Source organism: Chelativorans xinjiangensis, from assembly GCF_009812055.1.
GTDB classification, from domain to species: domain Bacteria; phylum Pseudomonadota; class Alphaproteobacteria; order Rhizobiales; family Rhizobiaceae; genus Chelativorans; species Chelativorans xinjiangense.
The window spans coordinates 43,853-67,083 of record NZ_WQNH01000042.1 but is presented as its reverse complement, the minus strand read 5'-3'; the positions used below and the strand labels follow the sequence as shown (position 1 = coordinate 67,083).

The 23,231-nt window shown below is 64.8% G+C and carries 22 protein-coding genes and 2 tRNA genes; 10 read left to right on the top strand and 14 right to left on the bottom strand.

What is annotated here, in order from left to right:
- Positions 1 to 9 precede the first annotated feature (9 nt).
- Both GM910_RS20880 and GM910_RS20875 read right to left on the bottom strand, forming a co-directional pair.
- Positions 10 to 1,194, bottom strand: a complete 1,185-nt coding sequence (locus GM910_RS20880) for an amino acid ABC transporter permease (protein ID WP_159590830.1) — start codon at positions 1,192 to 1,194, stop codon at positions 10 to 12.
- Positions 1,195 to 1,304: 110 nt separating this feature from the next.
- Entirely contained in the window at positions 1,305 to 2,327 is a 1,023-nt protein-coding gene (locus GM910_RS20875; RefSeq protein ID WP_425482711.1) for an amino acid ABC transporter substrate-binding protein, read from the bottom strand.
- A 266-nt stretch (positions 2,328 to 2,593) separates the two neighbouring features.
- On the opposite strand from GM910_RS20875, the gene GM910_RS20870 reads away from it, so the two are divergent.
- Complete coding sequence (locus tag GM910_RS20870) at positions 2,594 to 3,760, top strand: cystathionine beta-lyase (protein ID WP_159590879.1); 1,167 nt, start codon at positions 2,594 to 2,596, stop codon at positions 3,758 to 3,760.
- Positions 3,761 to 3,769: 9 nt separating this feature from the next.
- On the opposite strand, the gene GM910_RS27670 is transcribed toward GM910_RS20870, so the two are convergent.
- The 8 genes from GM910_RS27670 to GM910_RS20835 form a co-directional block, all read right to left on the bottom strand.
- Entirely contained in the window at positions 3,770 to 3,892 is a 123-nt protein-coding gene (locus tag GM910_RS27670; RefSeq protein ID WP_281354915.1) for a hypothetical protein, read from the bottom strand.
- A 229-nt stretch (positions 3,893 to 4,121) separates the two neighbouring features.
- Positions 4,122 to 4,198 (bottom strand) — tRNA-Arg (locus GM910_RS20865).
- 19 nt (positions 4,199 to 4,217) lie between these two features.
- Positions 4,218 to 4,559, bottom strand: coding sequence for an ETC complex I subunit (locus tag GM910_RS20860; RefSeq protein WP_159590824.1), 342 nt, complete (start codon positions 4,557 to 4,559; stop codon positions 4,218 to 4,220).
- 25 nt (positions 4,560 to 4,584) lie between these two features.
- Positions 4,585 to 4,661 (bottom strand) — tRNA-Pro (locus GM910_RS20855).
- A 22-nt stretch (positions 4,662 to 4,683) separates the two neighbouring features.
- Positions 4,684 to 5,337 (bottom strand): hypothetical protein, encoded by a 654-nt coding sequence (locus tag GM910_RS20850; RefSeq protein WP_159590821.1) that lies wholly within the window; start codon positions 5,335 to 5,337, stop codon positions 4,684 to 4,686.
- Positions 5,338 to 5,404: 67 nt separating this feature from the next.
- Complete coding sequence (gene hdaA / locus GM910_RS20845; protein ID WP_159590819.1) at positions 5,405 to 6,091, bottom strand: DnaA regulatory inactivator HdaA; 687 nt, start codon at positions 6,089 to 6,091, stop codon at positions 5,405 to 5,407.
- Positions 6,088 to 7,248 (bottom strand): AI-2E family transporter, encoded by a 1,161-nt coding sequence (locus tag GM910_RS20840; RefSeq protein WP_159590816.1) that lies wholly within the window; start codon positions 7,246 to 7,248, stop codon positions 6,088 to 6,090. Before GM910_RS20840 ends, hdaA begins: the two co-directional genes overlap by 4 nt.
- Positions 7,214 to 7,777, bottom strand: a complete 564-nt coding sequence (locus tag GM910_RS20835; RefSeq protein ID WP_159590813.1) for a CDP-alcohol phosphatidyltransferase family protein — start codon at positions 7,775 to 7,777, stop codon at positions 7,214 to 7,216. Before GM910_RS20835 ends, GM910_RS20840 begins: the two co-directional genes overlap by 35 nt.
- 208 nt (positions 7,778 to 7,985) lie before the next feature.
- Here GM910_RS20835 and purM point away from each other — a divergent pair, with 208 nt between their 5' ends.
- Both purM and purN read left to right on the top strand, forming a co-directional pair.
- Positions 7,986 to 9,050 (top strand): phosphoribosylformylglycinamidine cyclo-ligase, encoded by a 1,065-nt coding sequence (purM, locus tag GM910_RS20830; protein ID WP_201285564.1) that lies wholly within the window; start codon positions 7,986 to 7,988, stop codon positions 9,048 to 9,050.
- Entirely contained in the window at positions 9,047 to 9,754 is a 708-nt protein-coding gene (gene purN, locus GM910_RS20825) for a phosphoribosylglycinamide formyltransferase (protein WP_159590807.1), read from the top strand. The genes purM and purN overlap by 4 nt, the downstream gene beginning before the upstream one ends.
- A 45-nt stretch (positions 9,755 to 9,799) precedes the next feature.
- On the opposite strand, the gene GM910_RS20820 is transcribed toward purN, so the two are convergent.
- The gene (locus GM910_RS20820) at positions 9,800 to 10,063 is read right to left on the bottom strand and encodes a hypothetical protein (RefSeq protein ID WP_159590804.1); all 264 of its coding nucleotides are present in this window, start codon (positions 10,061 to 10,063) and stop codon (positions 9,800 to 9,802) included.
- Positions 10,064 to 10,255: 192 nt separating this feature from the next.
- Between GM910_RS20820 and GM910_RS20815 the strand changes: the two genes are divergently transcribed.
- Positions 10,256 to 11,326, top strand: a complete 1,071-nt coding sequence (locus GM910_RS20815) for a LacI family DNA-binding transcriptional regulator (protein ID WP_159590801.1) — start codon at positions 10,256 to 10,258, stop codon at positions 11,324 to 11,326.
- Between the two features lie 59 nt (positions 11,327 to 11,385).
- Here the strand turns inward: GM910_RS20815 and GM910_RS20810 are convergent, their stop codons facing one another.
- Positions 11,386 to 13,491, bottom strand: coding sequence for a molybdopterin-containing oxidoreductase family protein (locus GM910_RS20810; RefSeq protein WP_159590799.1), 2,106 nt, complete (start codon positions 13,489 to 13,491; stop codon positions 11,386 to 11,388).
- 1,618 nt (positions 13,492 to 15,109) lie between these two features.
- Between GM910_RS20810 and GM910_RS20805 the strand changes: the two genes are divergently transcribed.
- The 4 genes from GM910_RS20805 to GM910_RS20790 all read left to right on the top strand — a co-directional run bounded on the left by GM910_RS20805 (position 15,110) and on the right by GM910_RS20790 (position 18,476).
- Positions 15,110 to 16,207, top strand: a complete 1,098-nt coding sequence (locus tag GM910_RS20805) for a DUF3500 domain-containing protein (protein ID WP_159590797.1) — start codon at positions 15,110 to 15,112, stop codon at positions 16,205 to 16,207.
- On the top strand, positions 16,207 to 16,743 hold the full coding sequence (locus GM910_RS20800; RefSeq protein ID WP_159590795.1) for a DUF1007 family protein: 537 nt from the start codon (positions 16,207 to 16,209) through the stop codon (positions 16,741 to 16,743). The genes GM910_RS20805 and GM910_RS20800 overlap by 1 nt, the downstream gene beginning before the upstream one ends.
- Positions 16,744 to 17,106: 363 nt before the next feature.
- Positions 17,107 to 17,544: a hypothetical protein gene (locus GM910_RS20795; protein ID WP_159590793.1), complete on the top strand. Its 438-nt coding sequence runs from the start codon at positions 17,107 to 17,109 to the stop codon at positions 17,542 to 17,544.
- Positions 17,545 to 17,804: 260 nt separating this feature from the next.
- Positions 17,805 to 18,476: a ribonuclease T2 family protein gene (locus tag GM910_RS20790; protein WP_159590791.1), complete on the top strand. Its 672-nt coding sequence runs from the start codon at positions 17,805 to 17,807 to the stop codon at positions 18,474 to 18,476.
- Positions 18,477 to 18,657: 181 nt separating this feature from the next.
- Here GM910_RS20790 and GM910_RS20785 read toward each other — a convergent pair whose 3' ends face one another.
- Positions 18,658 to 19,326, bottom strand: a complete 669-nt coding sequence (locus tag GM910_RS20785) for an outer membrane protein (RefSeq protein WP_159590789.1) — start codon at positions 19,324 to 19,326, stop codon at positions 18,658 to 18,660.
- 286 nt (positions 19,327 to 19,612) lie between these two features.
- Entirely contained in the window at positions 19,613 to 20,275 is a 663-nt protein-coding gene (locus tag GM910_RS20780; protein WP_159590786.1) for an outer membrane protein, read from the bottom strand.
- Positions 20,276 to 20,514: 239 nt separating this feature from the next.
- Between GM910_RS20780 and GM910_RS20775 the strand changes: the two genes are divergently transcribed.
- Both GM910_RS20775 and uvrC read left to right on the top strand, forming a co-directional pair.
- The gene (locus GM910_RS20775; protein ID WP_159590775.1) at positions 20,515 to 21,279 is read left to right on the top strand and encodes an SDR family oxidoreductase; all 765 of its coding nucleotides are present in this window, start codon (positions 20,515 to 20,517) and stop codon (positions 21,277 to 21,279) included.
- On the top strand, positions 21,276 to 23,231 hold the full coding sequence (uvrC, locus tag GM910_RS20770) for an excinuclease ABC subunit UvrC (RefSeq protein ID WP_159590773.1): 1,956 nt from the start codon (positions 21,276 to 21,278) through the stop codon (positions 23,229 to 23,231). The genes GM910_RS20775 and uvrC overlap by 4 nt, the downstream gene beginning before the upstream one ends.

Sequence of the window (23,231 nt, the reverse complement as noted above, 5' to 3'; positions counted from 1 at the left end):
GCTCGCCTCCTATCGCTCGATCAGCGCCATGCGCGCGTTGAACCAGTTCATGAACGCGGCCACAGCGATGCTCAGGCCCAGATAGACGACCATCCAGATCGCCACCACCTCGACCGACTGTCCGGTCTGGTTGAGCACGGTCGAGCCGACGGCGACCAGCTCGGGATAGCCGACGGCAAGGCCCAGCGAGGAGTTCTTCGTCAGGTTGAGATACTGGCTCGTCAGCGGCGGGATGATGACGCGGAAGGCCTGCGGCACGATGACCAGCCTCAGCGACTGCCGGCGCGTCAGCCCCAGCGCCGAAGCCGCCTCCGTCTGCCCCCACGAGACGGCGAGGATGCCGGCGCGCACGATCTCGGCGATGAATGAGGCCGTGTAGAAGGAAAGCGCCAGGAACAGGGCCAGGAATTCGGGCTTTACCTGCAAGCCGCCGACCAGGTTGAAGCGGGTCGCTTCAGGATACTCGAAGACAAAGGGGAAGCCCGTCAGCGCAAAGACGACCAGCGGCAGGCCAAGGATGAGGCCGATACTCGGCAAGAGGGTCGGCCGCTGCTCGCCCGTCCTCATTTGCCGCTGTCTGTTCATCCGGGAAAGGACGACGGCGCCGGCGATGCCGACGAAGAAGGCGATCAACGCCAGAACGGCCTCCGGATCGAACCGCATTGCCGGCGTCTGCAGGCCGCGGTTGGAGAGAAAGGCTCCGAACGGCAGATCGATGGCCTGCCGCGGCAGCGGCAGCACGGACAGAACGCCGAAATACCAGAACAGGATGACCAGAAGCGGCGGGACGTTGCGGAAGACCTCGACATAAATCGTGCTCAAGCCGCGCACCAGATAGTTGCGCGACAGGCGGCCGATGCCGACGATGAAGCCGACGATGGTCGCCAGAACGATACCGGAGCCGGCGACGATGATGGTGTTGGTGATGCCGACCAGCAACGCTCGGCCATAGCTCGAATTGCTGGTGTAGTCGATCGGCACCTGGCCGATGTCGAAGCCCGCCCGCGTCGACAGGAAACCGAGGCCGGAGGCAATATTGGCCTGCGCGAGGTTGCGCACGGTGTTGTTGATGAGCCATGCCGCGAACGCCAGTATGGCGATGATCATCACGATCTGGATGATCAGCCCGCGTGTCCTGGGGTCACGCATGAGCGCGACGCGCGGCTCGCGAATGCTTTGGGTGTCAGCCGTCATTTGATCCGCCATAGGCAATGGCGAAGGCCCGGCCGCAGAGACCGGCCCGCCGTTGCTTTGTCAGGCAAGAGAGCCGCACCCCGAGCAGGCGCGGCTCCTCGCTCATCCGATCAGCGGATCGGCGGCGCGTACTGCAGCCCGCCCTTGGTCCACAGCTCGTTCTGGCCGCGCTGGATCCTGAGCGGCGTGTCCGGGCCGACATTACGTTCGAAGATTTCGCCGTAATTGCCGACTGCCTTGATCACGTTGACCATCCAGTCGTTGGTCAGGCCGACATCCTGGCCGAAGGTCCCGTCCGTACCGAGGAGACGGCGGATATTCGGATCGTCGGAGTTCATCATCTCTTCGACATTGTCTTGGGTCACACCCAGTTCCTCGGCGTTCAGCAAGCCGAAATGCACCCACTTGACGATGTCGAACCACTGCTCGTCGCCCTGGCGGACCACAGGGCCCAGCGGCTCCTTGGAGATGATCTCCGGCAGGACGATATGCTCCTCCGGATTGGCAAGCTCGAGACGCGTGGCGTAGAGGCCCGAGGCATCCGTCGTCAAGACGTCGCAGCGGCCCTGCTCGTAGGCGGCATTGACGTCCGACTGGGACTCGATGACGACCGGGTTGAACTCCATGTTGTTGGCGCGGAAGTAGTCGGTCAGGTTCAGTTCCGTCGTCGTGCCGCTCTGCACGCACACGGTGGCGCCGGAGAGCTGCAGGGCCGAGGTCACGTTCAGCTCCTCGCGCACCATGAAGCCCTGGCCGTCGTAGTAGTTGACACCGGCGAAGTTGAGGCCGAGGGCGGTGTCGCGGTTCATCGTCCAGGTCGTATTGCGTGCCAGCAGATCGACCTCGTTGTTCTGCAGGGCGGGGAAGCGCTGGACCGCGGACAACGGCGAGTACTGCACCTTGCTGGCGTCACCCTCGAACACGGCGGCTGCCACCGCCTTGCAGTAGTCGACGTCGAGGCCCTGCCATTCACCCTGGTCGTTCTGGGACGCAAAGCCCGGCAAGCCGGTGTTGACGCCGCAACGCAGGGCGTCTCTGTTCTTCACATCGTCGAGCGTGGCTCCGGAGGCCGGAACCGCTACCAACGCGATCACGGCCGAGCCGAGCAGTGCCTTGATGGAATTGTTCATGATTATTGACCCTTTTTTTCGTACAGGGTTCATCCCCTACTGATTTTTGTGCGGAAGCCGGCGCTGGCCATCTGTCGGGACGACATCGGGATGCACCCTTCCTTCTCCCAAGCACGTCAACCATCGAATGCCATAAATCAGCGCGGGTCAAGAGCCAATGCCGCACATGCGAGATGCCGGTATCTGTCTGGCAGTCTTGAGAAACCGGCGCGAAGCTTCTATGCCGGACCGGTGCCCGGCGAGGCATGACGATGGACGAGGTTTACGGCATGGCGCGAGACGGGCGGAAAGACGGCATCAACACGAGGCTCGCCCATATGGGCAACGATCCGGGCGATTTCTTCGGCTTCGTCAACCCGCCGGTGGTGCATGCCTCGACCGTGCTTTTCCCCGATGCGGCCACCATGGCCTCGCGCAAGCAGAAATACACTTACGGCACGCGCGGCACGCCGACCACCGATGCGCTGGCCAAAGCGATGGACGAACTGGAAGGCTCGGCCGGCACCATCGTCGTGCCTTCCGGGCTTGCCGCCGTCTGCGTACCGCTCCTGGCGTTTCTTTCGGCGGGCGACCACGCGCTCATTGTCGATTCGGTCTATCACCCTACCCGGCGCTTCGCCGATACGATGCTGAAGCGGCTGGGCGTGGAGATCGAATATTACGATCCGCTCGTCGGCGCGGAGATCGCGCGGCTGATGAAGCCCAACACCAAGGTGGTCTTCACCGAATCGCCCGGCTCCAACACCTTCGAAATGCAGGATATCCCGGACATCGCCGCAGCCGCCCGCGAAGGCGGCGCCGTCGTCATGATGGACAATACCTGGGCCACCCCCCTTTTCTTCCGCCCGCTCGACCACGGCGTCGACATCTCCATCCACGCGGCGACCAAATATCCGGCCGGCCATTCCGACATCCTGCTCGGCACCGTGTCGGCCAACGAAGCCTGCTTCGAGAAGCTCTACGATACGTTCCTCACGCTCGGCACTTGCGCCGGTCCGGACGACGTCTACCAGGTGCTGAGGGGCCTGCGCACCATGGGCGTGCGGCTTGCCCGCCACCAGGAGAGCGCGCTTCAGATCGCCTGCTGGCTGGAAGCGCAGGAAGGCGTGGCGCAAGTCCTCCACCCGGCCCTTGAATCGCACCCCGGCCACGCGATCTGGAAACGCGACTTCTCCGGCGCCAGCGGCATCTTCTCGTTCGTGCTCAACGGCGGCGGCGAGCGCGAGGCCCATGCCTTCCTCGACGCCCTCGACATTTTCGGCCTCGGCTACTCCTGGGGCGGCTTCGAAAGCCTTGCCGTCCACGTCTTCCTCGGCGACCGCACGGTCGCAAGGGGCGTCTATGCCGGCCCCGTCATCCGCCTGCAGATCGGGCTGGAGGACGTGGAGGACCTGAAAAGAGATATCGAGAAGGGGCTGCGGGCGGCGGGGTCTTGATCCCGAAACCTACTCTCCCGGATGAATTTTGTCGTTCGGCGCAGAGCGCTCATGGAGATAGGCGGCAAGCCAACCGGCCGCCACGATCAGAAGCGGCAGAATGACAAAGTAGAACAGCTCCATGCCGGTCATGGCTTCAGCCCTCCAAGGACATGCCTCGCCACCAAATGTAGTGCAGTCGCGGCCGAAAGCCAAATCACCAGACCGACGAATGAGCCCCATGCCGTGCTAACGCCATCACCGACGACCGGCGCGATAAGGCCGACGGCCACGCAAGCGGTCGAAACTCGGTCGAGCGCGCTGGCCAGAAGCTTTGTCCGTTCATTGTGAACGAGACTCATGCCCCCTCTAAAATACGAGATGGCGACCCCGGCAGGGCTCGAACCTGCGACATTCGGTTTAGAAGACCGATGCTCTATCCAGCTGAGCTACGGGGCCGGGCGCTGACGAGACGGGTTCAGTGCGTCCACGGGATTTTGCGGTCATAGCGGAAATTTTCCGCATAGGAAACCTGGCGCCGCTTCGGCGCCTTCGCCTCCTCGAGCCGGAACGGGATGCCGTGCTTCTGCGCGTAGGCCACGGCCTCCTCCTTGGTGGCGAAGGTCAGGTGCACCTGGCTCTTGGCGTCCGAGGTGCTGGTGTAGCCCATCAGCGGATCGATCCGGCGCGGGGTTTCGGGCTCGAACTCCAGCACCCAGTGGCCGGTCTTGGCGGTGCCGGACTGCATGGCGGTCCTGGAAGGGCTGTAGATGCGCGCGGACACTTTGGCGACCCTCACTCTCGGTTCTATTCGTTCCATGCCGGCCTCAATGGCCGGGAAATCCTGGTCGGAGCGGCAGGATTCGAACCTGCGACCCTCTGGTCCCAAACCAGATGCGCTACCAGGCTGCGCTACGCTCCGAGGCGCTGAATTCCCTATAGTCTCACGATGTGCGGAGCAAGTCCCCGGTGCGGCTTTCTTTGAGCTGGAATGCCCGCACACGCGCCTGGCCGGTAAAAAGCCACAGGGCTGCCGCCAGTTCCGCGAGTTCCTCGATGAGCATCGAGTGGCCGCCGATCCAGCCGTTCAGCACACCGCCGTGGCCTTCGGCAATGGTCGCGACGGCGATGCACACGAGCGCCAGCAGCATCTCGAGCCATGGCGCTGCACCGGCGCGGATCACTTCGCCGGCCTTATCCACAAGGCGATGGCGCAAGACGATATAGACGATCGCCACGCCGATCAGGGCGACAAGGGGATAGACCACCGGTTTGTACCACAGGTGGTCGGAAGAGAATATCGGCCCGTCAATGGTCATCTGGGTGGGCGGATAGAACGCCGCGCCCCAGCTCAATTCGCGCGCCAGAAGGATAAGCCAGAGGGGCGCTGCGGCGCGCCACAGCCATTTCCACTTTCGCTCTTCCGACCGGTGCTGGTAAAGGAGCGCGGTCACCATGCCGACCAGAAGGACAAGCGAGCCGGCGTTCTCGACGGGCTGGTTCTCCCAGGCCATCCAGTCCGGCAAGATTCGCGCAAGGGGATACACCGCCACCGTCGCCAGAACGGCCACGGTGAAGGACAGCCTGAGACAAAACATGGTTTCATCTAATCGACGGCCGCAGCCCGTTCAAGCGCGCGGCGAGGGAATCAACCGCGAAATCGCATCACCCTGTTTCCATGGCGCCGACGACGTCTGCCGCTAGCGCCCGCGTGATGCGCGTCTTGCGCTCGAGCGCAGCGCGGTCGAGGTGTTCCACGACCTGCTGCGCCGTCGAAAGCGAGCGCTCGATGCGGCGCACCAGAAACTGCACCACATGCGGCTCCACCGCCACCTGACGGTCGGCGAAGAGCTTCACGATGACGCCGGCAAGAAGCACGTCGTCCGGCTCGTCGATCTCCACCAGCGCCGCCGCCTTGAGGCGCGAGAGAAGGTCGGGCAGGCGCACGCCCCAGCCGGTGGGAAAACGCCGTGCGGTCAGAAGCAGATGGGTATCGGCCCCCTTCACCGTATTGATGAGATGGAAGAGGCCGGTCTCGTCGCGCGTGGTGCTATCTGCGTCGTCGACGAATACGGGCCCATGCTCGGCCGCGGCAAGGGCTGCCGCATCGATCTCGTCGGCGGCCACCTGCCGGGCGCCGGAATGAGCGCGCCAGATCGCGGCCAGATGCGACTTGCCCGCCCCCGCCGGCCCCGCCAGCACGGTGACGGGCGACGGCCAGTCTGGCCAGCTTTCCACCAGCGCCACGGCGCGCGCGTTGGCCGGCGTGACCACAAGGTCGTCGCGCGAGCGCGCTTCTTCATGCGCAAGGTCGAGCGGCAATTGCCGTGGCGGAGGCCCTCTGCGTGTCATTTGCCGCCGTTCTTCGCATCCGCTTCGGGCGGCTTGCCACCGCTGTACAGAGGAGAGGCCATGTAGCGCCCCAACGCGAAGCGCACGAGCACGGCGATCGCGGCGGCGGTCGGAACGGCGATCAGAAGCCCGGCGAAGCCGAACAGATAGCTGAACGCGAAGAGCGAGAACATCAGCCACACCGGGTGGAGCCCCACGCTGCGGCCCATCAGCCATGGATGGAGGAGATTGCCCTCGATGAACTGTCCGGCGAAGAAGATCGCCGCCACCGCCGCCACCCAATACCACTCCGGCCAGAACTGCACGACGGCCACCCCCACCGACAGGGCCAGCCCCACCAGCGAGCCGACGAAGGGAATAAAGCTGATGAGCCCGGCGAAAAGCCCGATCAGCAGGCCGAAATTGAGGCCCACCGCCGTCAGTCCGGCGGCATAGAGGACGCCAAGGATGAGGCACAGCGTGCCCTGCCCGCGCACGAAGCCGGCGGTGGCGGAGTTGATGTCGCGGGCGATCTGGCGCACCGTCTCCAGGTGCTCGCGCGGCACCCAGCTGTCCACCTTCTCGATCATGCGGTCCCAGTCGAGCAGCATATAGAAGGCGACCACCGGCGTGACGACGAAAAGGCTCGCCAGGTTGACCAGCGCCAGGCCGGAGCTCCAGATCGACCTGAAAAGGGTGGCGAGGAAACCGGTGCCTTGCGCCAGAAGCGAGGTCAGCCCCTCCTGCAGGGCCTGCGGATTTACCCCCACTGCCTCCTCGAACCACCCGGGATCGAGGCTCGTGATCAGGGCCTGGAGGCGGGAAAGATAGTCCGGCAAGCGCTCGGCGAACTCGATCAGCTGGTTGCCCAGTACCGGGATGACCACCATCAGCGCCAGCGCCAGCGCAACGACGAAGGCGACCAGAATAACGATGGTCGCGACCAGCCGCGACAGGCCGATCCGCTGCAACCGGTCGGCCACGGGGTCGAGGAAATAGGCCAGCACCATGCCGGCCAGGAAGGGCAGCAGGATTGAGCTGAAGACATAGAGAAAAAGGACAAGAACGCTTGCGGCGATGAGCCAGAAGACGGCCTGCCGGATAAGTCCGCCACGCTCCGGCCCACCACCCTTGGGCGCCCTGTCAGCCTCGTCCTTGTGGGGTGCCTGTGTCGACATAACCGCCCATATGCTTGATCCAGGACACGAGATAGGCCGCGCCGGAAGCTGCGGTCAAGAGCCCGCAAAGATAGACCAGGCCGTCATAGAAGATGCCCAGCGTGAAGGAGAGCGACAGGCTGGCCAGCACCAGCGCGGCAAGCAGCAACTGCGCCAGCGTGTTTGCCTTCGACACGAGGAGCGGCTTCATGGCCACCGGATTTCCCATGACGGTCGACAGCACCACGCCTCCGACGATCAGCGCATCGCGCGAGACGGCGGCCACCACCAGCCACAGCGGCAGGTGGCCCATATAGCCGAGCACCACGAAGACGCTGACGAGCAACAGCTTGTCGGCGATGGGGTCGAGATAGGCGCCGAGCTCGCTGCGCTGGTCGAACTGGCGGGCGATGAAGCCGTCGACGCCGTCGGAGACGGCCGCGGCCAGGAATCCGGCGAAGGCCCAGCCCACCTCCTCCGTCAAAAGCGCGAAGACGACCGCCGGCACAAGCAGGAACCGGAAAAGCGTGATGATGTTGGGAATGGTCAAGCCTCTGTCTCCACCGTCTCCCGGTCCCGCCGTTCCTCAAGCCTTTCGTGGGCATAGATGGCCGGCCGTTCCCGCCGCTTCAAGAGAAAAGAATTGGTCCACAGGCAGGTACGCGGGGTATATCTTGCCTGTGCGCCGAACGCCACGCTCCTTGCGGTCACATGCTGCTTCGTGCCAATAGCCGGGAGAAGTGCCAATGGGGCAATCGATGAGCGACAGGAAGAACGGACTGAGCTACGCCGATGCCGGCGTGGACATCGATGCGGGCAACGCCCTCGTGGAAAGGATCAAGCCGCTGGTGCGTTCCACGCGCCGGCCGGGCGCGGACGGTGAGATCGGCGGCTTCGGCGGCCTGTTCGATCTCAAGGCGGCCGGCTTCTCCGACCCCGTCCTGGTGGCCGCCAACGACGGGGTGGGCACCAAGCTGAAGGTCGCCATCGAGGCGGACAAGCACGACACTGTGGGCATCGACCTCGTCGCCATGTGCGTCAACGACCTCGTGGTGCAGGGCGCCGAGCCGCTTTTCTTCCTCGACTATTTCGCCACCGGCAAGCTCGATCCGGACCAGGGGGAAGCGATCGTCTCCGGCATTGCCGAGGGGTGCCGCCGCGCGGGCTGCGCGCTGATCGGCGGTGAGACGGCGGAGATGCCGGGTATGTACCGGGACGGCGACTACGACCTTGCCGGCTTTGCCGTGGGTGCTGCCGAGCGCGGCCGGCTTCTGCCGACCGACGACATCGTGGAGGGAGACGTCATCCTCGGCATCGCCTCCTCCGGGCTGCACTCCAACGGCTTCTCGCTGGTGCGCAAGATCGTCGCGCAGAGCGGCCTTTCCTGGGGCTCTCCCGCTCCCTTCGACACGGATCGGACGCTCGCCGAAGCCCTTCTGGAGCCGACGCGCATCTACGTGAAGCCACTGCTTGAGGCGATCTCCGATACGCACGGCATCAAGGCGCTGGCGCACATCACCGGCGGCGGCTTTCCCGAAAACCTGCCGCGCGTCCTGCCGGAGGTCTACGCGGCGGAAATCGATCTGTCCGCAATCGAGGTGCCGCCGGTTTTCTCGTGGCTGTCCGCCGAAGGCGGTGTGCAGGCGGAGGAGATGCTGCGCACTTTCAACTGCGGTATCGGCATGATTGCCGTGGTGGCGGCGGGCCAGGCCGCGCAGGTGGCCGCCGTGCTGCAGCAGGCGGGCGAGCATGTGGAAACGCTCGGCAGCGTCGTGGCGCGGCGCGAACGAGGCGTGATCTACCGCAGAGAGCTCGATCTATGACGAAGAAGAAGACGGCGATCCTCATTTCCGGCCGCGGCACCAATATGAGCGCCCTCATCCGCGCCTCTGCCGAGAGCGACTATCCGGCCGAGATCACCGGTGTCATCAGCGACCAGGCGGACGCGCCGGGGTTGGCCGCCGCCGAGGCTGCCGGCATCCGCGCAGTGGCGGTGCCGCGCACGGAGCATGCCGACAGGGCCGCGCACGAGGCGGCGCTGGACGAGGCGCTCGCCGCCCAGGGAGCGGAGATCATCTGCCTGGCCGGCTTCATGCGGCTTTTGAGCTCCGATTTCGTCGCCCGCTGGCAAGGCAGGATGATCAACATCCATCCCTCGCTCCTGCCGCTCTTCAAGGGATTGTCGAGCCACGCCCGGGCGCTGCAAGCGGGCATGCGCGTCCACGGCTGCACGGTGCACTTCGTCACTGCGAAGACGGATGACGGCCCGATCATCGCCCAGGCGGCGGTTCCGGTGCTTCCCGACGATACGGAAGAGCGGCTCACCGAGCGTGTTCTGAAGGCGGAGCACCGGCTCTACCCCCTCGCCCTGGCGCTGGTCGCCTCCGGCAAGGCGCGCATGGAAGGCGGCAAGACGGTGTTCTCCGCAGCCGGGGACATCGGCTGGGGCGGACGCGCCAGCTTGCTGGTGCCCTCCTCGGTGGAAGAAGCGGTGAACCTTGAGGACCTGGCGCGGCGCACGCCATAGGCAATACTTGGTTCCGCCTAAACGCGTCCCGCTTCAACCGCATCCTCAAATGCGCGCCTTCCTCGGCAGGTGCCTCAGCAAGCGGGCGGGATCGACCTCGTCCCAGCTGCCGTCCAACGCCTCGTAAATCAGCTCCGGGTCGAAACCCATGTCGCTGATGAGGCGCGGGTCCAGACGCGAGATTGCGACCATCGCCCGGCGCTCTCGACGATGGAGCCGCATGGCGCGCCAGCCTGCCAGCAGCGTGCCGAGAAGATCGTACCTGACACGTTCTTTGCGTAATTTTGCGGAAATAGCCGTCGTGGACATTTTGCACACTCCTTCCCCGGCGATTGCACTCCTTCCAGCGCAATCACATGTTGGACCGGTTCAAACCGTAGATGCATCGGATCTTGGACCGGTTCAAATGATATACGTCCCCAGGCGTACGTCAAGCAAAATTTGAACCGGTTCAAGGTCGGTGCTATATCAAGAGCTTGGAAATCGGCTGAAAGAGGAAGCATGGCGAAGATCGATTTCGCAAAGGCACCCACGCTGCACGACGTGGCCAAGGCGGCGGGCGTTTCCAAGGGTACGGCCTCCAACGTCTTCAACAGGCCCGACATCGTGCGGGAGGAAGTTCGCGAGCGGGTCCTGGAGGCGGCAAAGTCGATCGGCTATCGCGGCCCGGACCCGAAGGGGCGGATGCTCAGCGCCGGCAAGGTGAACGCCATCGGGGTCGCCACGGTGGAACCGCTCGCCTACTTCTTCGAAGACCCGTATGCGCGCGTCCTGATGGCGGGCATCACCGAGGCCTGCGACGCCAACGGCACCGGCATTTCGCTGGTCTCGGCGGCGAACGAGGAGGAGCTCGCCTGGAACGTGCACAGCGCGCTTGTCGACGGCTTCATCCTTTTTTGCCTCAAGGGCGCGGAGCGGCTGATCGCGCTGTCGCGCGAGCGGCAGCTGCCCTTCGTGGCGCTGGATTTCGGCACCAAGGACGATGCCATGTCGGTGGTCAGCATCGACAACATCGAGGGCGCAGGCCGCGCCGCCCGCCACCTGGCGGAACTCGGCCACCGCCGCTTTGCCGTTCTCTCCATGGAGTTCATCGAGGGCAGCTCGGGCAGAGCGACGATGGAGCGGGTGAACGCTGCAAGCTATTCGACCTCGCGCGACCGCGTGAGGGGCTATTTCGAAGCGCTGGAGGCGTTCGGCATCGACACGAGCAACGTGCCGATCTTCGAGACGCTGTGCGACAGGGAGACCGTCCAGTCGGCGCTGGAGGAGATCTTTGCCTCGCCCTCCCCACCGACGGCGATCCTCGCCCAATCGGACCGGATCGCATTCTTCGCGCTCGACTGGCTCAAGGCGAAAGGGATCTCCGTGCCCGCCGACGTCTCCATCATCGGCTTCGACGGCGTGCCGGAAAGCGCCACCTCCACCCCTCCCCTTACGACGATCCGGCAGCCGATCGCCGAAATCGGCCGCCGGGCCGTGCGGGCGATCCTGGATCACCACGGTGAGACCTGGCGGGAGAAGATCGACACGGAGCTCGTCGTCCGCGGGTCGACGGCGCCGCCGCGGGATTAGAGCAATTCCAGGAAAAGTGGAAGCCGGTTTTCCGTCCGGAATTGCGACAAAATAATGAGTTAGGGAGCCGCCCTCACCCACACCTTGGTGTCGTGAAACGCAGCGCCGCCGTGCGGCGCGACGGCGTCGGCTCCCGTCAGCACGTTGATGCCCTCGCCGCGCTCGTGGGCACCGTTGGGCCAGATGCCTTCGGCGATGACGACGCCACGGCGCAGGCCGTCGAAGAGCTTTGCATGCAGCACCACCTCGCCACGCTCGTTTCCGACCTCGACGCGGTCGCCCGCGGCGATGCCGAGCCCCGCCGCATCGTCGGGATGCAGCATCAGCTCCGGCCGTCCCTCGCGCTTTTTCGAGCCGGGCGTCTCGGTGAAGCTCGAATTCAGGAAGGTGCGGGCCGGCGAGGTGGCGAGCCGGAAGGGATGCGCGGCATCCGCTGCCTCGATGAAGTCCACATGGTCGGGAAATTCGGGCAGGCGCGCGTAAGGGCCTTGGATACCGATCGATGCCGGCGGGCGCGTCGGGCCGGGCGTACCCGTCCAGTCGGGGCGGAAGCGGAACTTGCCGCCGGGGTGGGCGAAGCCGCCGATGAAGTGCGCCGTGTCGAAATCCGGCTGCACATCGGCCCAGCGGTCGTGGCGGAAGCTGTCGAAGGTGCCGAGACCGCGCCGGCCGAGCATCCAGTCCAGATGCTCGCGTGCCGAAAGGCCGAAGCCCGGTTTGTCCGCGACACCCAGGCGCTTGGCGAGCTCCTCGATGACGAAGAGGTTCGGCCGCGCCTCGCCGGGCGCATCGATGAGCTTGGGGCCGAGCAGGATGTGCTGGTGGCCGCCGCCGCGATAGATGTCGTCATGCTCCAGGAACATGGTGGCCGGCAGCACGACATCGGCGAACATGGCCGTGTCGGTCATGAACTGCTCGTGCACGCACACGAAGAGGTCGTCGCGCAGGAAACCCCGCTTCACGAGCCGCTGCTCCGGCGCCACATTGGCCGGGTTGGTGTTCTGGATCAGCATGGCGGTGACGGGCGGGCCGCCGTGGAGCGCCGCCTCCTCGCCGGTGAGAACGCGGCCGATCTGCGACTGGTCGAGCGAACGCACGGAAGGATCGCGCAAGGCGTGCCCCTCGATAAGCGACTTGTCGAGGCCGAAGATCGACGAGTTGGAGTGGAAAGCGCCGCCGCCCTCGTATTTCCAGCAGCCGGTGACGGCGGCAATGGAAAGCGCCGCATGCATGTTGACGGCGCCGTTGCGGTTGCGCGTGAAGCCGTAGCCGAGGCGGAAATAGGTGCGCCTGGTCTCGCCCACCAGCCTCGCGAAAACCTCGATCTCGGCCGCCGGCACGCCGGTGATGGCTTCTGCCCATTCGGGCGTGCGGGTGGAAAGATGCGCTTCGAGCCCCTTCGGGTCGTCCGTGTATCTTTCCAGATACTCCCGGTCGGCGAGATTGTCGCGGAAGAGCACGTGCATGACCGCGCAGGCGAGCGCGCCGTCGGTGCCGGGATTGACGATCAGGCCGAGATCGGCCTGCTTCATGGTTGCGTTGTCGTAGACGTCGATGACGACGATCTTCGCCCCGCGTTCCTTGCGCGCCCGGATGGCGTGGGTCATCACGTTGACCTGGGTGGCGACCGCGTTGGTGCCCCAGATGACGACGCAATCGGCCTTGACCATCTCGCGCGGGTCCGGCCCGCGCAGGTCTCCGGTGCCCATGACGTAGCCGGCCCAGGCGGGGTTTGTGCAGATGGTGCCGAAGAAATCGGAATAGCGCTTGGCGTGGCGCAGGCGATGGATCGAATCGCGCTGCACGAGGCCCATCGTGCCGGCATACTGATAGGGCCAGACGGTCTGGCTGCCGAACCTTTCCTCGGCCTTCAGGAACGCCTCGGCCACGCGGTCGAGCGCGGCGTCCCAGCTCGCCTCGCGCCACGCCCCCTCCCCCTTGGCCCCAGTGCGCACCAGCGGCTTCAAAAGGCGGTCTGGATGATGCACGCGCTCGGCATAGCGCGCCACCTTGGCGCAGATGACGCCGGCGGTGTAGCTGTTGTCCTTGGCGCCGTGCACGCGGCCGATGCGGCCATCAACGATCTCGACATCGAGCGCGCAGGTGGAGGGGCAGTCGTGCGGGCAGGCCGAATGGCCGATCTTTACGTTGGCGTGTGTGTTCATGGGCGAGACACTAGCCGTTTTGCGCGGCGGCGCGTAGGCCCAGTTCGGCCAAAAATGTTTGCGCCACCCATTCATGCCGTTGATGTCCCTCCCTGCGGGCGTGCTTCATCCGCGCCACGCCCGGCTGTTACACCGTCTGGCTATTGACCCTTCGACTGTTCGACAAGCTCACAGCTCAGGGTGGGAAGCGGGGCGCGTCTTCGGCACCGCACGAGGCGCCTTTGGAGCGCCTCAATAAGGCGCGTCCAACGCGCCCCGCCGGAGTCTGTCCCGACGGTCGGCCGGTCACTCGGCCTCCCCGTCCTTCCCGGCTGCACCCGATTGGGGAGCTTTGCCGGGCCGGACGAGAAGCCCTGGCGGCTTCTCCGCAATGCCGGCGACGCTGTCACCAGCGCTCCCGGCACCGCCGGCCTGTCGCGGGCCCCCAGGCCTCCGGGTACCGAGCCCGAAGGGAGAGGTCTCCGCCACTCTCCCTGATCCCCGGTCCGGACCCGGTTCCCGCGAGAGCGACGGGGAGGATTTTAAGGGCAGGCTGGGCAGGGGGGCGTATTTTCCTGCGAAAAAAGTTGGAGAAATTATTCCGAAGCGAAGGAAACCAATGGGTTGGTGGGGAAGAAAAAATCTTTGTCGCCACATTTTATCCCCGCGCAGGCGAGGCATCGCCGGCTGAGGTGAAGGGGCGCCCGCCGCCTTTCCAACGCGCGTCATCCCCATCCCCACCCGCGCGCGTCATCCCGGAAAGCCGAAAGGCTTGTCCGGGACCCATTCCGTGACTCGCCCACCTTCCGGAATGGGTCCCGGACAGTCTCCGCTTCGCTCCGACTTCCGGGATGACGCGCGCGCGGGTGGGTGGGGATGGGCACGTAGTACACACATGTCGTCGCGCGGTCGGGATGACGCGCGCGGGTGGGGTGGGGATGATGCCCCGAGAGGGCTGCCGCGACCCGTCCACGAAGCCTGAAGGGCGAAGGTAGAGCGGGGTGGGTTGACGGATTCTGGCCGCCGGATTTATCCCCGCGGCAAGGTTGGCGCGCCTTGGGCCGGAAGGGCTGCACGGTTCCTCCAACGCGCGTCATCCCGGAAGCCGGAGCGAAGCGGAGACTGTCCGGGACCCATTCTCGCCTCGCTGAAGCTCCGGCGAAGCGGGCCGGAAGGTGGACGAGCCACGGAATGGGTCCCGGACAAGCCTTCAGCCTTCGCCCTGCGGGCTTCGGCTGACACGTCGGCTTTCCGGGATGACGCGGGCGCGAGAAAAGTTTTCAGGTTGTTTGGGATCAATGGGGTTGGCGGAAATTGGCCGATGAATTTATCCCCCGAAAGTTGGTGCCTGGGGCTCGGAGGTTTCCTGCGGCCCAAGTTGCGCCGTAGCATCGGGATAACCGCATCGGGGTCGATTTTTAGCGTTCATTCAGTGTCGTAGAGGGGTGGTGAGCGGAAGTTGATGGGAGCGTCGAGTGACGGCACTGCAGGACGAAGTTGCCTTTTTGATCAGAGGGCTCTGGGCTTTTGTGGATTGCTCGGAATCGTATCAATGCTAGGTTGCTGATGACATGCGCCAGTGTCGTGCGACGGAAGTCGGACCGATCGAGGTGTGAGGTATTTCCAGAAGGAGAATGACATGAAGCGAAGCTTGTACGGTGTTGCTGGAGTTGCCGTTATTGTCGCGGCGGCGGGTTTCTTGCTGCTCAGGTACGGGCCGCTCGCGGCGCAGGAAAGCAGCCTGCAGACCCCTCCGGTGGATATCGCGATCAAGGAAAGCTTTGACCTGCCGGCTGCCGATGCAAAGACGGGGGCAATCGTCGCAGCCGCGGATGCGTTCCTTGACACATTGGACGAAGAACAGAGAAAGGCCGCGGTCTACCCGTTCAACGACAACACCCAACGATCCAACTGGTCCAACTTCCCGGACGGCCCCGTTCAGCGTGGCGGCGTGATGCGCGGCAACCTCTCCGACGAGCAGAACGCCGCCCTTGAAGCCCTTCTCGGCGAGGTCCTGAGCGAGGATGGTGTGCGCAACGTCGCCTACCAACTGGCAGCGGAGGACATGCTGGACAGTGGTATTGGCGGCCCCAATTTCGGCAGCGATTTCTACTATGCCTCCTTCCTGGGCGAACCTTCGACATCCGAGCCGTGGATGTTTCAATTCGGCGGCCATCACCTTGCGATCAACGTCACGGTCTTCGGACCGGAGATTTCCTTCTCGCCGATGCTGACGGGCGGAGAGCCACTGAACATCACCTATGAAGAACAGGACATCTACATCACAGAAACGGAGACCGCAGCCGCGCAAGCTTTCATGGACGCCCTCACGGCCGAGCAGAAGGAAGTGGCCATCATTGGCGATCAGCCGATCAACCTCCTGCTGGGCCCCGGGGAATTCGGAACCGTGCTCGCACCGGAGGGGATCAAGGGCAGCAACCTGACCGATGAGCAGAAGAAGCTGCTTCTGGATGTCATCGAAGCGCGGCTCAATTTCATAAACGACGACGACTTCGCCGCGAAGATGGAGACGGTCCGCAGCGAGATCGACGACACCTACTTTGGCTGGTGGGGTCCGGTCGGGACCCTGGGCGCAGCCTATTTCCGCGTCACGGCGCCGTCGCTGGTCATGGAATACGCACCGCAAGACATGGACGGCGATCCGACCGATCACGCGCACAACATGTACCGCGATCCCGAAAACGACTATGGCGTGGCATGGATCGGATCCCATTGATGCGCGGGCTTTTCATCGCGGCGCTCGTTGCGCTTCCCGTTGCGGCGGCTGCGCATCCGCACAGTTATACGGACCAGCAGGTGCAGCTTTCCGTTGGTCTCGAAGTCGCTGACGTGAGCGTCGTCATCGTGCCGTCAACGGGAGACGGCGCCGCCATATTCTCCCACATCGATCTCGACGGAGACGGCACGGCCTCCAATGAGGAAGCGCAGGCGTTTGGCGCCGATGTCCTTGCGACCGCGGAATTGACGGTCGACGGCCGGGCATTCGCTTTCACCGAAGCCGACGTTACAATCCCGAGTGCCGATGAGGCCGCCAAAGGCGCGGGCGCAATCGTCATCAAGGCATCGACCCCGATCAGTCTGTCTGAGGCCGAAGCGCATCAAGTGGATTTCGGCATCGGGTACGGGGTGTTCTCTCACGACTGGTTCGTCCAGCCGTTCTTCCATCCCGACCTGATCGAAAAAACGTCTTCGCGCTCGGTGGATCGGACGAAGGCGGACGGCAAAGTTGTCATTCGCTTCAATGGTCCCTGAACTCCGGATCGTCGAGCACGTCAGAATTGCGAGAGCGGCCAACCCCGTTCCTGAAGCGAGGTCTGCATAGGAAGCGGTCCTTGACTCATCGTAGGATGAACGGCTGGAACGCGTCGAAGGCGGCTCTTGACTTCGACCAGATGGACGCGAGGGCGACATGGGCGGGTGTTGGGCGCCGGGTTCGGCCGGCGACCGTCTTGACGGCTCTTCAACAAGCATGCATCGGCGCGTGCTGCTCGTTCCGGGGCGAGACAAACGAGGGCGCGCGGGCTACAACGGGCACGGCGGCATCTTGACCGCCGTGCACGGGTGGCGGAAACTGCCGCCGGCGCTCAAAGAGTCACCATCGGGAGAGATTCGCTCATGGCACGCCTACCGGCCCTCCTCGCAGGCCTTGCCGCTTCGATGGCGGCCACCATGCCGCCGCTTCCGGCGCAAGCTGCCGACGCTATCGGCATCTACGCCGCGGACGACCCCATCTGCGCACATCAAAGCGTGCGCGGAGCCATCGTGCACCGCTTCCGCTATCAGGTGACCCACGTGCCGAATCTGCCCGATGTCGGCATCGCCGATTTCTACGGCGCCCGGGGGACACGCTATGAGCCGGCAACGGCGGACAGCCCCATCGAGCGGCGCTACTGCGCGGCGACCGTGCGGCTGACCGACGGGCAGGACCGGCCGATCTGGTACCTGGTCGAATACGGCCAGGGCTTTGCCGGCCTCGGCGACAATGTGGAATTCTGCGTCTCCGGCTTCGACCGCTGGAACGTGTACAACGCCGAATGCAGCGTGCTGCGCTAGCCTCGCGGTTGCACTTGAAAAGTGCGAGAAATGTGCGCGCGGTTCGGCTGGCGTCATACCCCCACCTTCGATCCCTCCCCACAAGGGCAGGGCTATTGCATATGGATTTTGAGTCCTTGGTCGGCCCCCCACCCCTCACCCCTCCCCTCAAAGGGGAGGGGGATTCTGAGGCGTCGGCGCCCCCCTCCCCCTTGAGGGGGAGGGGTTAGGGGTGGGGGTATGACGTCGGCCGAACCGTGCGCTTTTCAAGGGCAACTGTAATGCTAGGCGTGCGCTTTCTTCGCAGGGCAATCACGGCGGCCCTTCTCGCCATCGCGCCCTCCCCCGCCGTTTCCGGCGAGCGGGATGCCGAGCCGGGGGCCTTCGACTTCTACGTCTTGTCGCTTTCCTGGTCGCCCAGCTACTGCGCGGCGGAAGGCGCCGGGGCGAACGAGCGGCAATGCGGCGGCGCCCGGCCCTATGCCTTCGTCGTGCACGGGCTGTGGCCGCAATACGAGCGCGGCTATCCCGAGTTCTGCCGCAGCCGCCAGCCGGACCGGGTGCCGGACCGGCTGGTGCAGGACCATCTCGACATCGTGCCCTCGGCGGGGCTGATCGGCCATCAGTGGCGCAAGCACGGCTCCTGCTCCGGCCTTGGACAGGCGGACTATTTCGCGCTCACGCGCGCGGCGCGCGAACGGGTCTCCGTGCCGGCAGAATTTTCGCGGCTTGCGGCGCCGCGCATGGTGGCACCGGATGCAGTGGAGGAGCTGTTCATCGCCGCCAATCCGGGGATCGAGCCGGAGGGCATCGCGGTTATCTGCGACCGGCGGTATCTGCGCGAGGTGCGCATCTGCCTGACGCGGGACCTGCGGTTCCGCGCCTGCCGGGAGGTCGACCGCAAGGCGTGCAGGCTGGACACGGCGCTGATGCCGCCGGCACGGGGCGGATAGGCTCTAGATCATGATGTCGCTTCGTTGGTTCGTCATCATGATCCAGCTGTTTGTTTTAGCATGATCTTATCCGAAAACCGGGATCCGCTTTTCCTGGAATTGCTCTAAAAGAAAAAGCCGGGCACGAGGCCCGGCTTTCGTGTCGGCGGTCACGCCAACGCGTTGTCTTGTCGCAGTTGCGCTAGAACTGCATACCGATACCGACAAGGACCTTGTGGCTGTTGGCGTCGACATCGTAGTCGGCGCCGCCGACCGTAAAGGTCTCGCTGCCCAGATCCGTATAGCGGTACTCGAGCCGCCCGAAGGCCTGCTCGGTCAGCTTCACGTCGGCACCGGCACCGGCCGTCCAGCCCCACATGGTCTGTTTGTCGGAGGAGGCGCCGTCGGACAGTTCATGACGACCACCGGCACCGCCGGCAGTGGCGTAGAGCAGGATGTTGTCCGTGGCCGCGACACCGAGGCGGGCGCGCAACGTGCCGTCGACGCCACCTTCCGTATCGAGACCGGCATCGCTGCCGTCCATGCCGTTGTAGCCGATGTCACCCTCGACACCGTATACGAAGGTGCCGGACTGCCAGTTCCAGCCGGCGAAAGCGTTGCCGACGAAGCCGTCCGTGTCGATGTCGGTGGTCACGCCACCGAGCTCGGCTTCCGTGCTGCCGCCGAAGCCGTAGCCCGCAGCGACACCCGCATAGGGGCCGGCCCAGGTGGCCACAGGCGCCACTTCCATGGGCGCAGCGGGCGGTGCCGGAGGCTGCTCCAGAACCGCGTCAGCGGCAAAGGCCGGGATGGCCACCGCTGCAAACAGGCCGGCCGCAGCCGTGCCTAGCATCAAACTCTTGACTCTCATCGTGTGAACTCCTTGCCACATCTGCAGTTCGGGGAGGCGGTGTCTGCCGGGAAGTCGGCAAAAACGCCCCGATGTGCCCCAACCGCCGGCTTACAAACATCTTGAACGGCCAAGCGGTTCCGCCATGGCGACGGAGAAAGACGCCAAAGATGGCCGCATGATGGCTTTCGGCGAGAACAGCCTCCTCGCGGTCTTTCGCTGTTGCCGAAAGGACACATGAACAGAACGAGCCCGGCCATTCAGGCCGGGCCCGGTCGTCCAATCCGCGCCGGCAAGGTGCCTGGAACTAGAAGGAGATGCCGAGGCCGACCAGCATCTTATGCTGCTTGGTGGTGTCGGTGTAGGAGGTTCCACCGATATCGAACTTCTCCTTCCCGAAGTCCGTATAGCGGTATTCCAGCTTCGCGAAGGTGCGCTTGGTGAGCTTCACATCGGCACCGACGCCGGCGGTCCAACCCAGCATGACCTTGGAATCGGAATTGCCCGCACCGTCGTAGTAGCTCTTCGGCTGCGCGGCTCCTCCCGCGGTGCCGTAAAGCAGGATGTTGTCGGTGACGGCATAGCCAAGGCGCGGGCGCAGGGTGGCGGTGTCGATGGCCCACTTCTTCTTCCCACTCCGCAGGTCCTCGCTTTGCTTGGCAACGCCGACGTCGCCTTCCACGCCATAGACGAAGTTGCCGGACTGCCAGTTCCAGCCGGCGAAAACGCCGCCGACAAAACCCTTTTCGTCGCGCTTTCCGGAAGCATTGCCGTCGGTCACTTTCGATTCACCGGAGAAGGCATAGCCCACGGTAGCACCGGCATACCCGCCGTTCCAGTCCGACGGCGCGGACGTGATGGGCGGCACCGCGATGTCGGCCGGGGGCAGGATAATCGCATCCGCAGCAACGGCCGCGTTTGCAAAGGCAAGGAGTGCTGCGCACGGAAGCAGCGTACGTACGATCTTCATCAAATCACCTATTGATCAAAATATTAGTGAAAACCATCAAACTTCACCAAAAAAAGCTCAACGGTGAAGCACTGTTCAATAACAGCGGTGAATACGGCAGAAGTTCGACATTTTGTTATTTGTAAAAACTGTATCGTCCCCCGCCACCTACCCTTCCACTGCTGCGGCAAGGCCGTCTGGAAGGTGCTATAAATACGCGGTGCGAGGTCATATATAAGCCGCGGAGAACGGGTGAACGGATGCGGCAGACAGATAAGTGCGCCCTCGTGACAGGCGGGGCGAAAAGGATCGGCAGGGCCATCGCGCTCGATCTGGCGGCGCATGGCTTCAGGATCGCTATCCATTGCGGCATGTCCCGCGAGGAAGCCGACCAGTTGGCGGCGGCGATCATTGCCGAGGGCGGCGAGGCGTGCGTGCTGCAAGCAGACCTTGCCGATACGAAGCAGGTCGAGATGCTGGTGGACGAGGCGGCGGTGGCACTGGGATCGGTCGGGCTCGTGGTCAACAATGCCTCCGTCTTCGAGGAGGATTCGGTGACCGACTTTACCGATGAGGTCTGGGACCGGCACTTCGCCATCCACGTGAAGGCGCCCGCCATCATCGCCAGGAGTTTCGCGCGGGCACTGCCGCAGGGAGAGGAAGGTTTGATCGTCAACATGATCGACCAGCGCGTGTGGAAGCCGACGCCGCGCTTCTTCAGCTACACGCTGTCGAAATCGGCGTTGTGGACGGCCACGCGCACCATGGCGCAGGCGCTGGCCCCGCGCATCCGCGTCAACGCCATCGGCCCGGGCCCGGCGCTGCCCAACGACCGCCAGGACGAAGAGGATTTCCGGCGCCAGACCAGGGCGCTCATCCTAGAGCGGGGGCCGGAACTGCCGGAATTCGGCGCCACGATCCGTTATCTGTGGGAAACGCCGTCGGTGACCGGACAGATGATCGCGCTCGACGGCGGGCAGCATCTGGCCTGGCAAACGCCGGATATCGCCGGAGTGGCCGAATGAGCACACCCGATCTTTCCCCGGAAATAAGCCCCCTGCCCGGCAAGGCCGTCGAGTGGGACAGCGCGGGTGCAGACAGTGCCGCCGTCGGCGCGGAGGTGATCCAGGCGGTCGTCAAGCGCCTGCCCAACGCGCCGGGCGTCTACCGCATGATGAACGCCGAGGGCGACGTGCTCTACGTCGGCAAGGCGCGCAGCCTGAAGAAACGGGTGACGAACTACGCCCAGGGGCGCGGCCACACGAACCGCATCACGCGCATGATTCGCGAGACGGCGTCGATGGAGTTCGTCGTCACGCGCACCGAGACCGAGGCGCTTCTTCTGGAAGCCAACCTCATCAAGCGCCTGCGCCCGCGCTTCAACGTTCTCCTGCGCGACGACAAGTCGTTTCCCTATATCCTCCTGACCGGCGACCACCCTGCCCCAGGCATCTTCAAGCATCGCGGCGCACGCTCGAAGAAGGGCGACTATTTCGGCCCCTTCGCCTCGGCCGGCGCGGTGGGGCGGACCATCAACTCGCTGCAGCGGGCTTTCCTCATCCGCACCTGCACGGATTCGGTCTTCGAAAGCCGCACGCGGCCTTGCCTCCTCTACCAGATCAAACGCTGCTCCGGCCCTTGCACGGGCGAGATCAGCGAAGAGGACTATGCGGCGCTGGTGGCGGAGACGAAGGCGTTTCTTTCCGGCCGCTCCAGCAAGGTGAAGGCGGATATCGCCACGGCCATGCAGGAGGCCTCCGAGGCGCTCGACTTCGAGCGGGCGGCGGTCTACCGCGACCGGCTTTCCGCGCTCAGCCATGTGCAGGCCCACCAGGGCATCAACCCGCAAGGCATCGAGGAGGCCGACGTTTTCGCCATCCATCAGGAAGGCGGGCAGAGCTGCATCCAGGTCTTCTTCTTCCGGACCGGGCAGAACTGGGGCAACCGCGCCTATTTCCCCAAGGCGGACCCCGCGCTCGCGCCCGGAGAGGTGCTCGGCTCCTTCCTCGCCCAGTTCTATGACGACAAGCCCTGCCCGCGCGCCATCCTCCTGTCCCACACGGTGGAGGACCAGGCGCTGCTGGCCGAGGCGCTGTCGACGCGGGCGGGACGCAAGGTCTCCGTGTCGGTGCCGCAGCGCGGCGAGAAGAAGGACCTCGCCGAGCACGCCCTGCGGAACGCGCGCGAGGCGCTGGGGCGCAGGCTCGCCGAAACCTCGTCGCAGACGCGGCTTCTGGAGGGATTTGCCGAGACCTTCGGGCTGGAAGCCGCGCCGCGGCGCATCGAGGTCTACGACAACTCGCACATCATGGGCGCCAACGCCGTCGGCGCGATGATCGTGGCGGGCGCGGAAGGTTTCGTGAAGAACCAGTACCGCAAATTCAACATCCGCTCGACCGACATCACGCCCGGCGACGACTTCGGCATGATGCGGGAGGTGATGCAGCGGCGCTTTTCCCGGCTCATCAACGAGCAGGGCCTGCCGGAAAACGGCACCGACAGCGAGGCCGATGCCTTTCCCGCCTGGCCGGACGTCATCCTGATCGACGGCGGCAAGGGGCAAATGTCGTCCGTGCGGCGGATCCTCGACGATCTCGGCATCGCCGATCTCGTCACCGCGATCGGCATCGCCAAGGGGCCGGACCGGGACGCCGGGCGCGAGCGATTCTTCATGCAGGAAAAGCAGCCCTTCTCGCTGCCGGTGCGCGATCCCGTTCTCTATTTCGTGCAGCGGCTGCGCGACGAGGCGCACCGCTTCGCCATCGGCACGCACCGGGCACGGCGCAAGAAGGAGATGGTGAGGAACCCGCTCGACGAGATCGCCGGCATCGGGCCGGGGCGCAAACGGACGCTTCTGCATCACTTCGGCACGGCGAAGGCAGTCAGCCGGGCGGGCGTCGAGGACCTGATGGAGGTCGACGGCATCTCCGAATCCATCGCCCGGCTGATCTACAACCACTTCCACGAGGGCAGATAG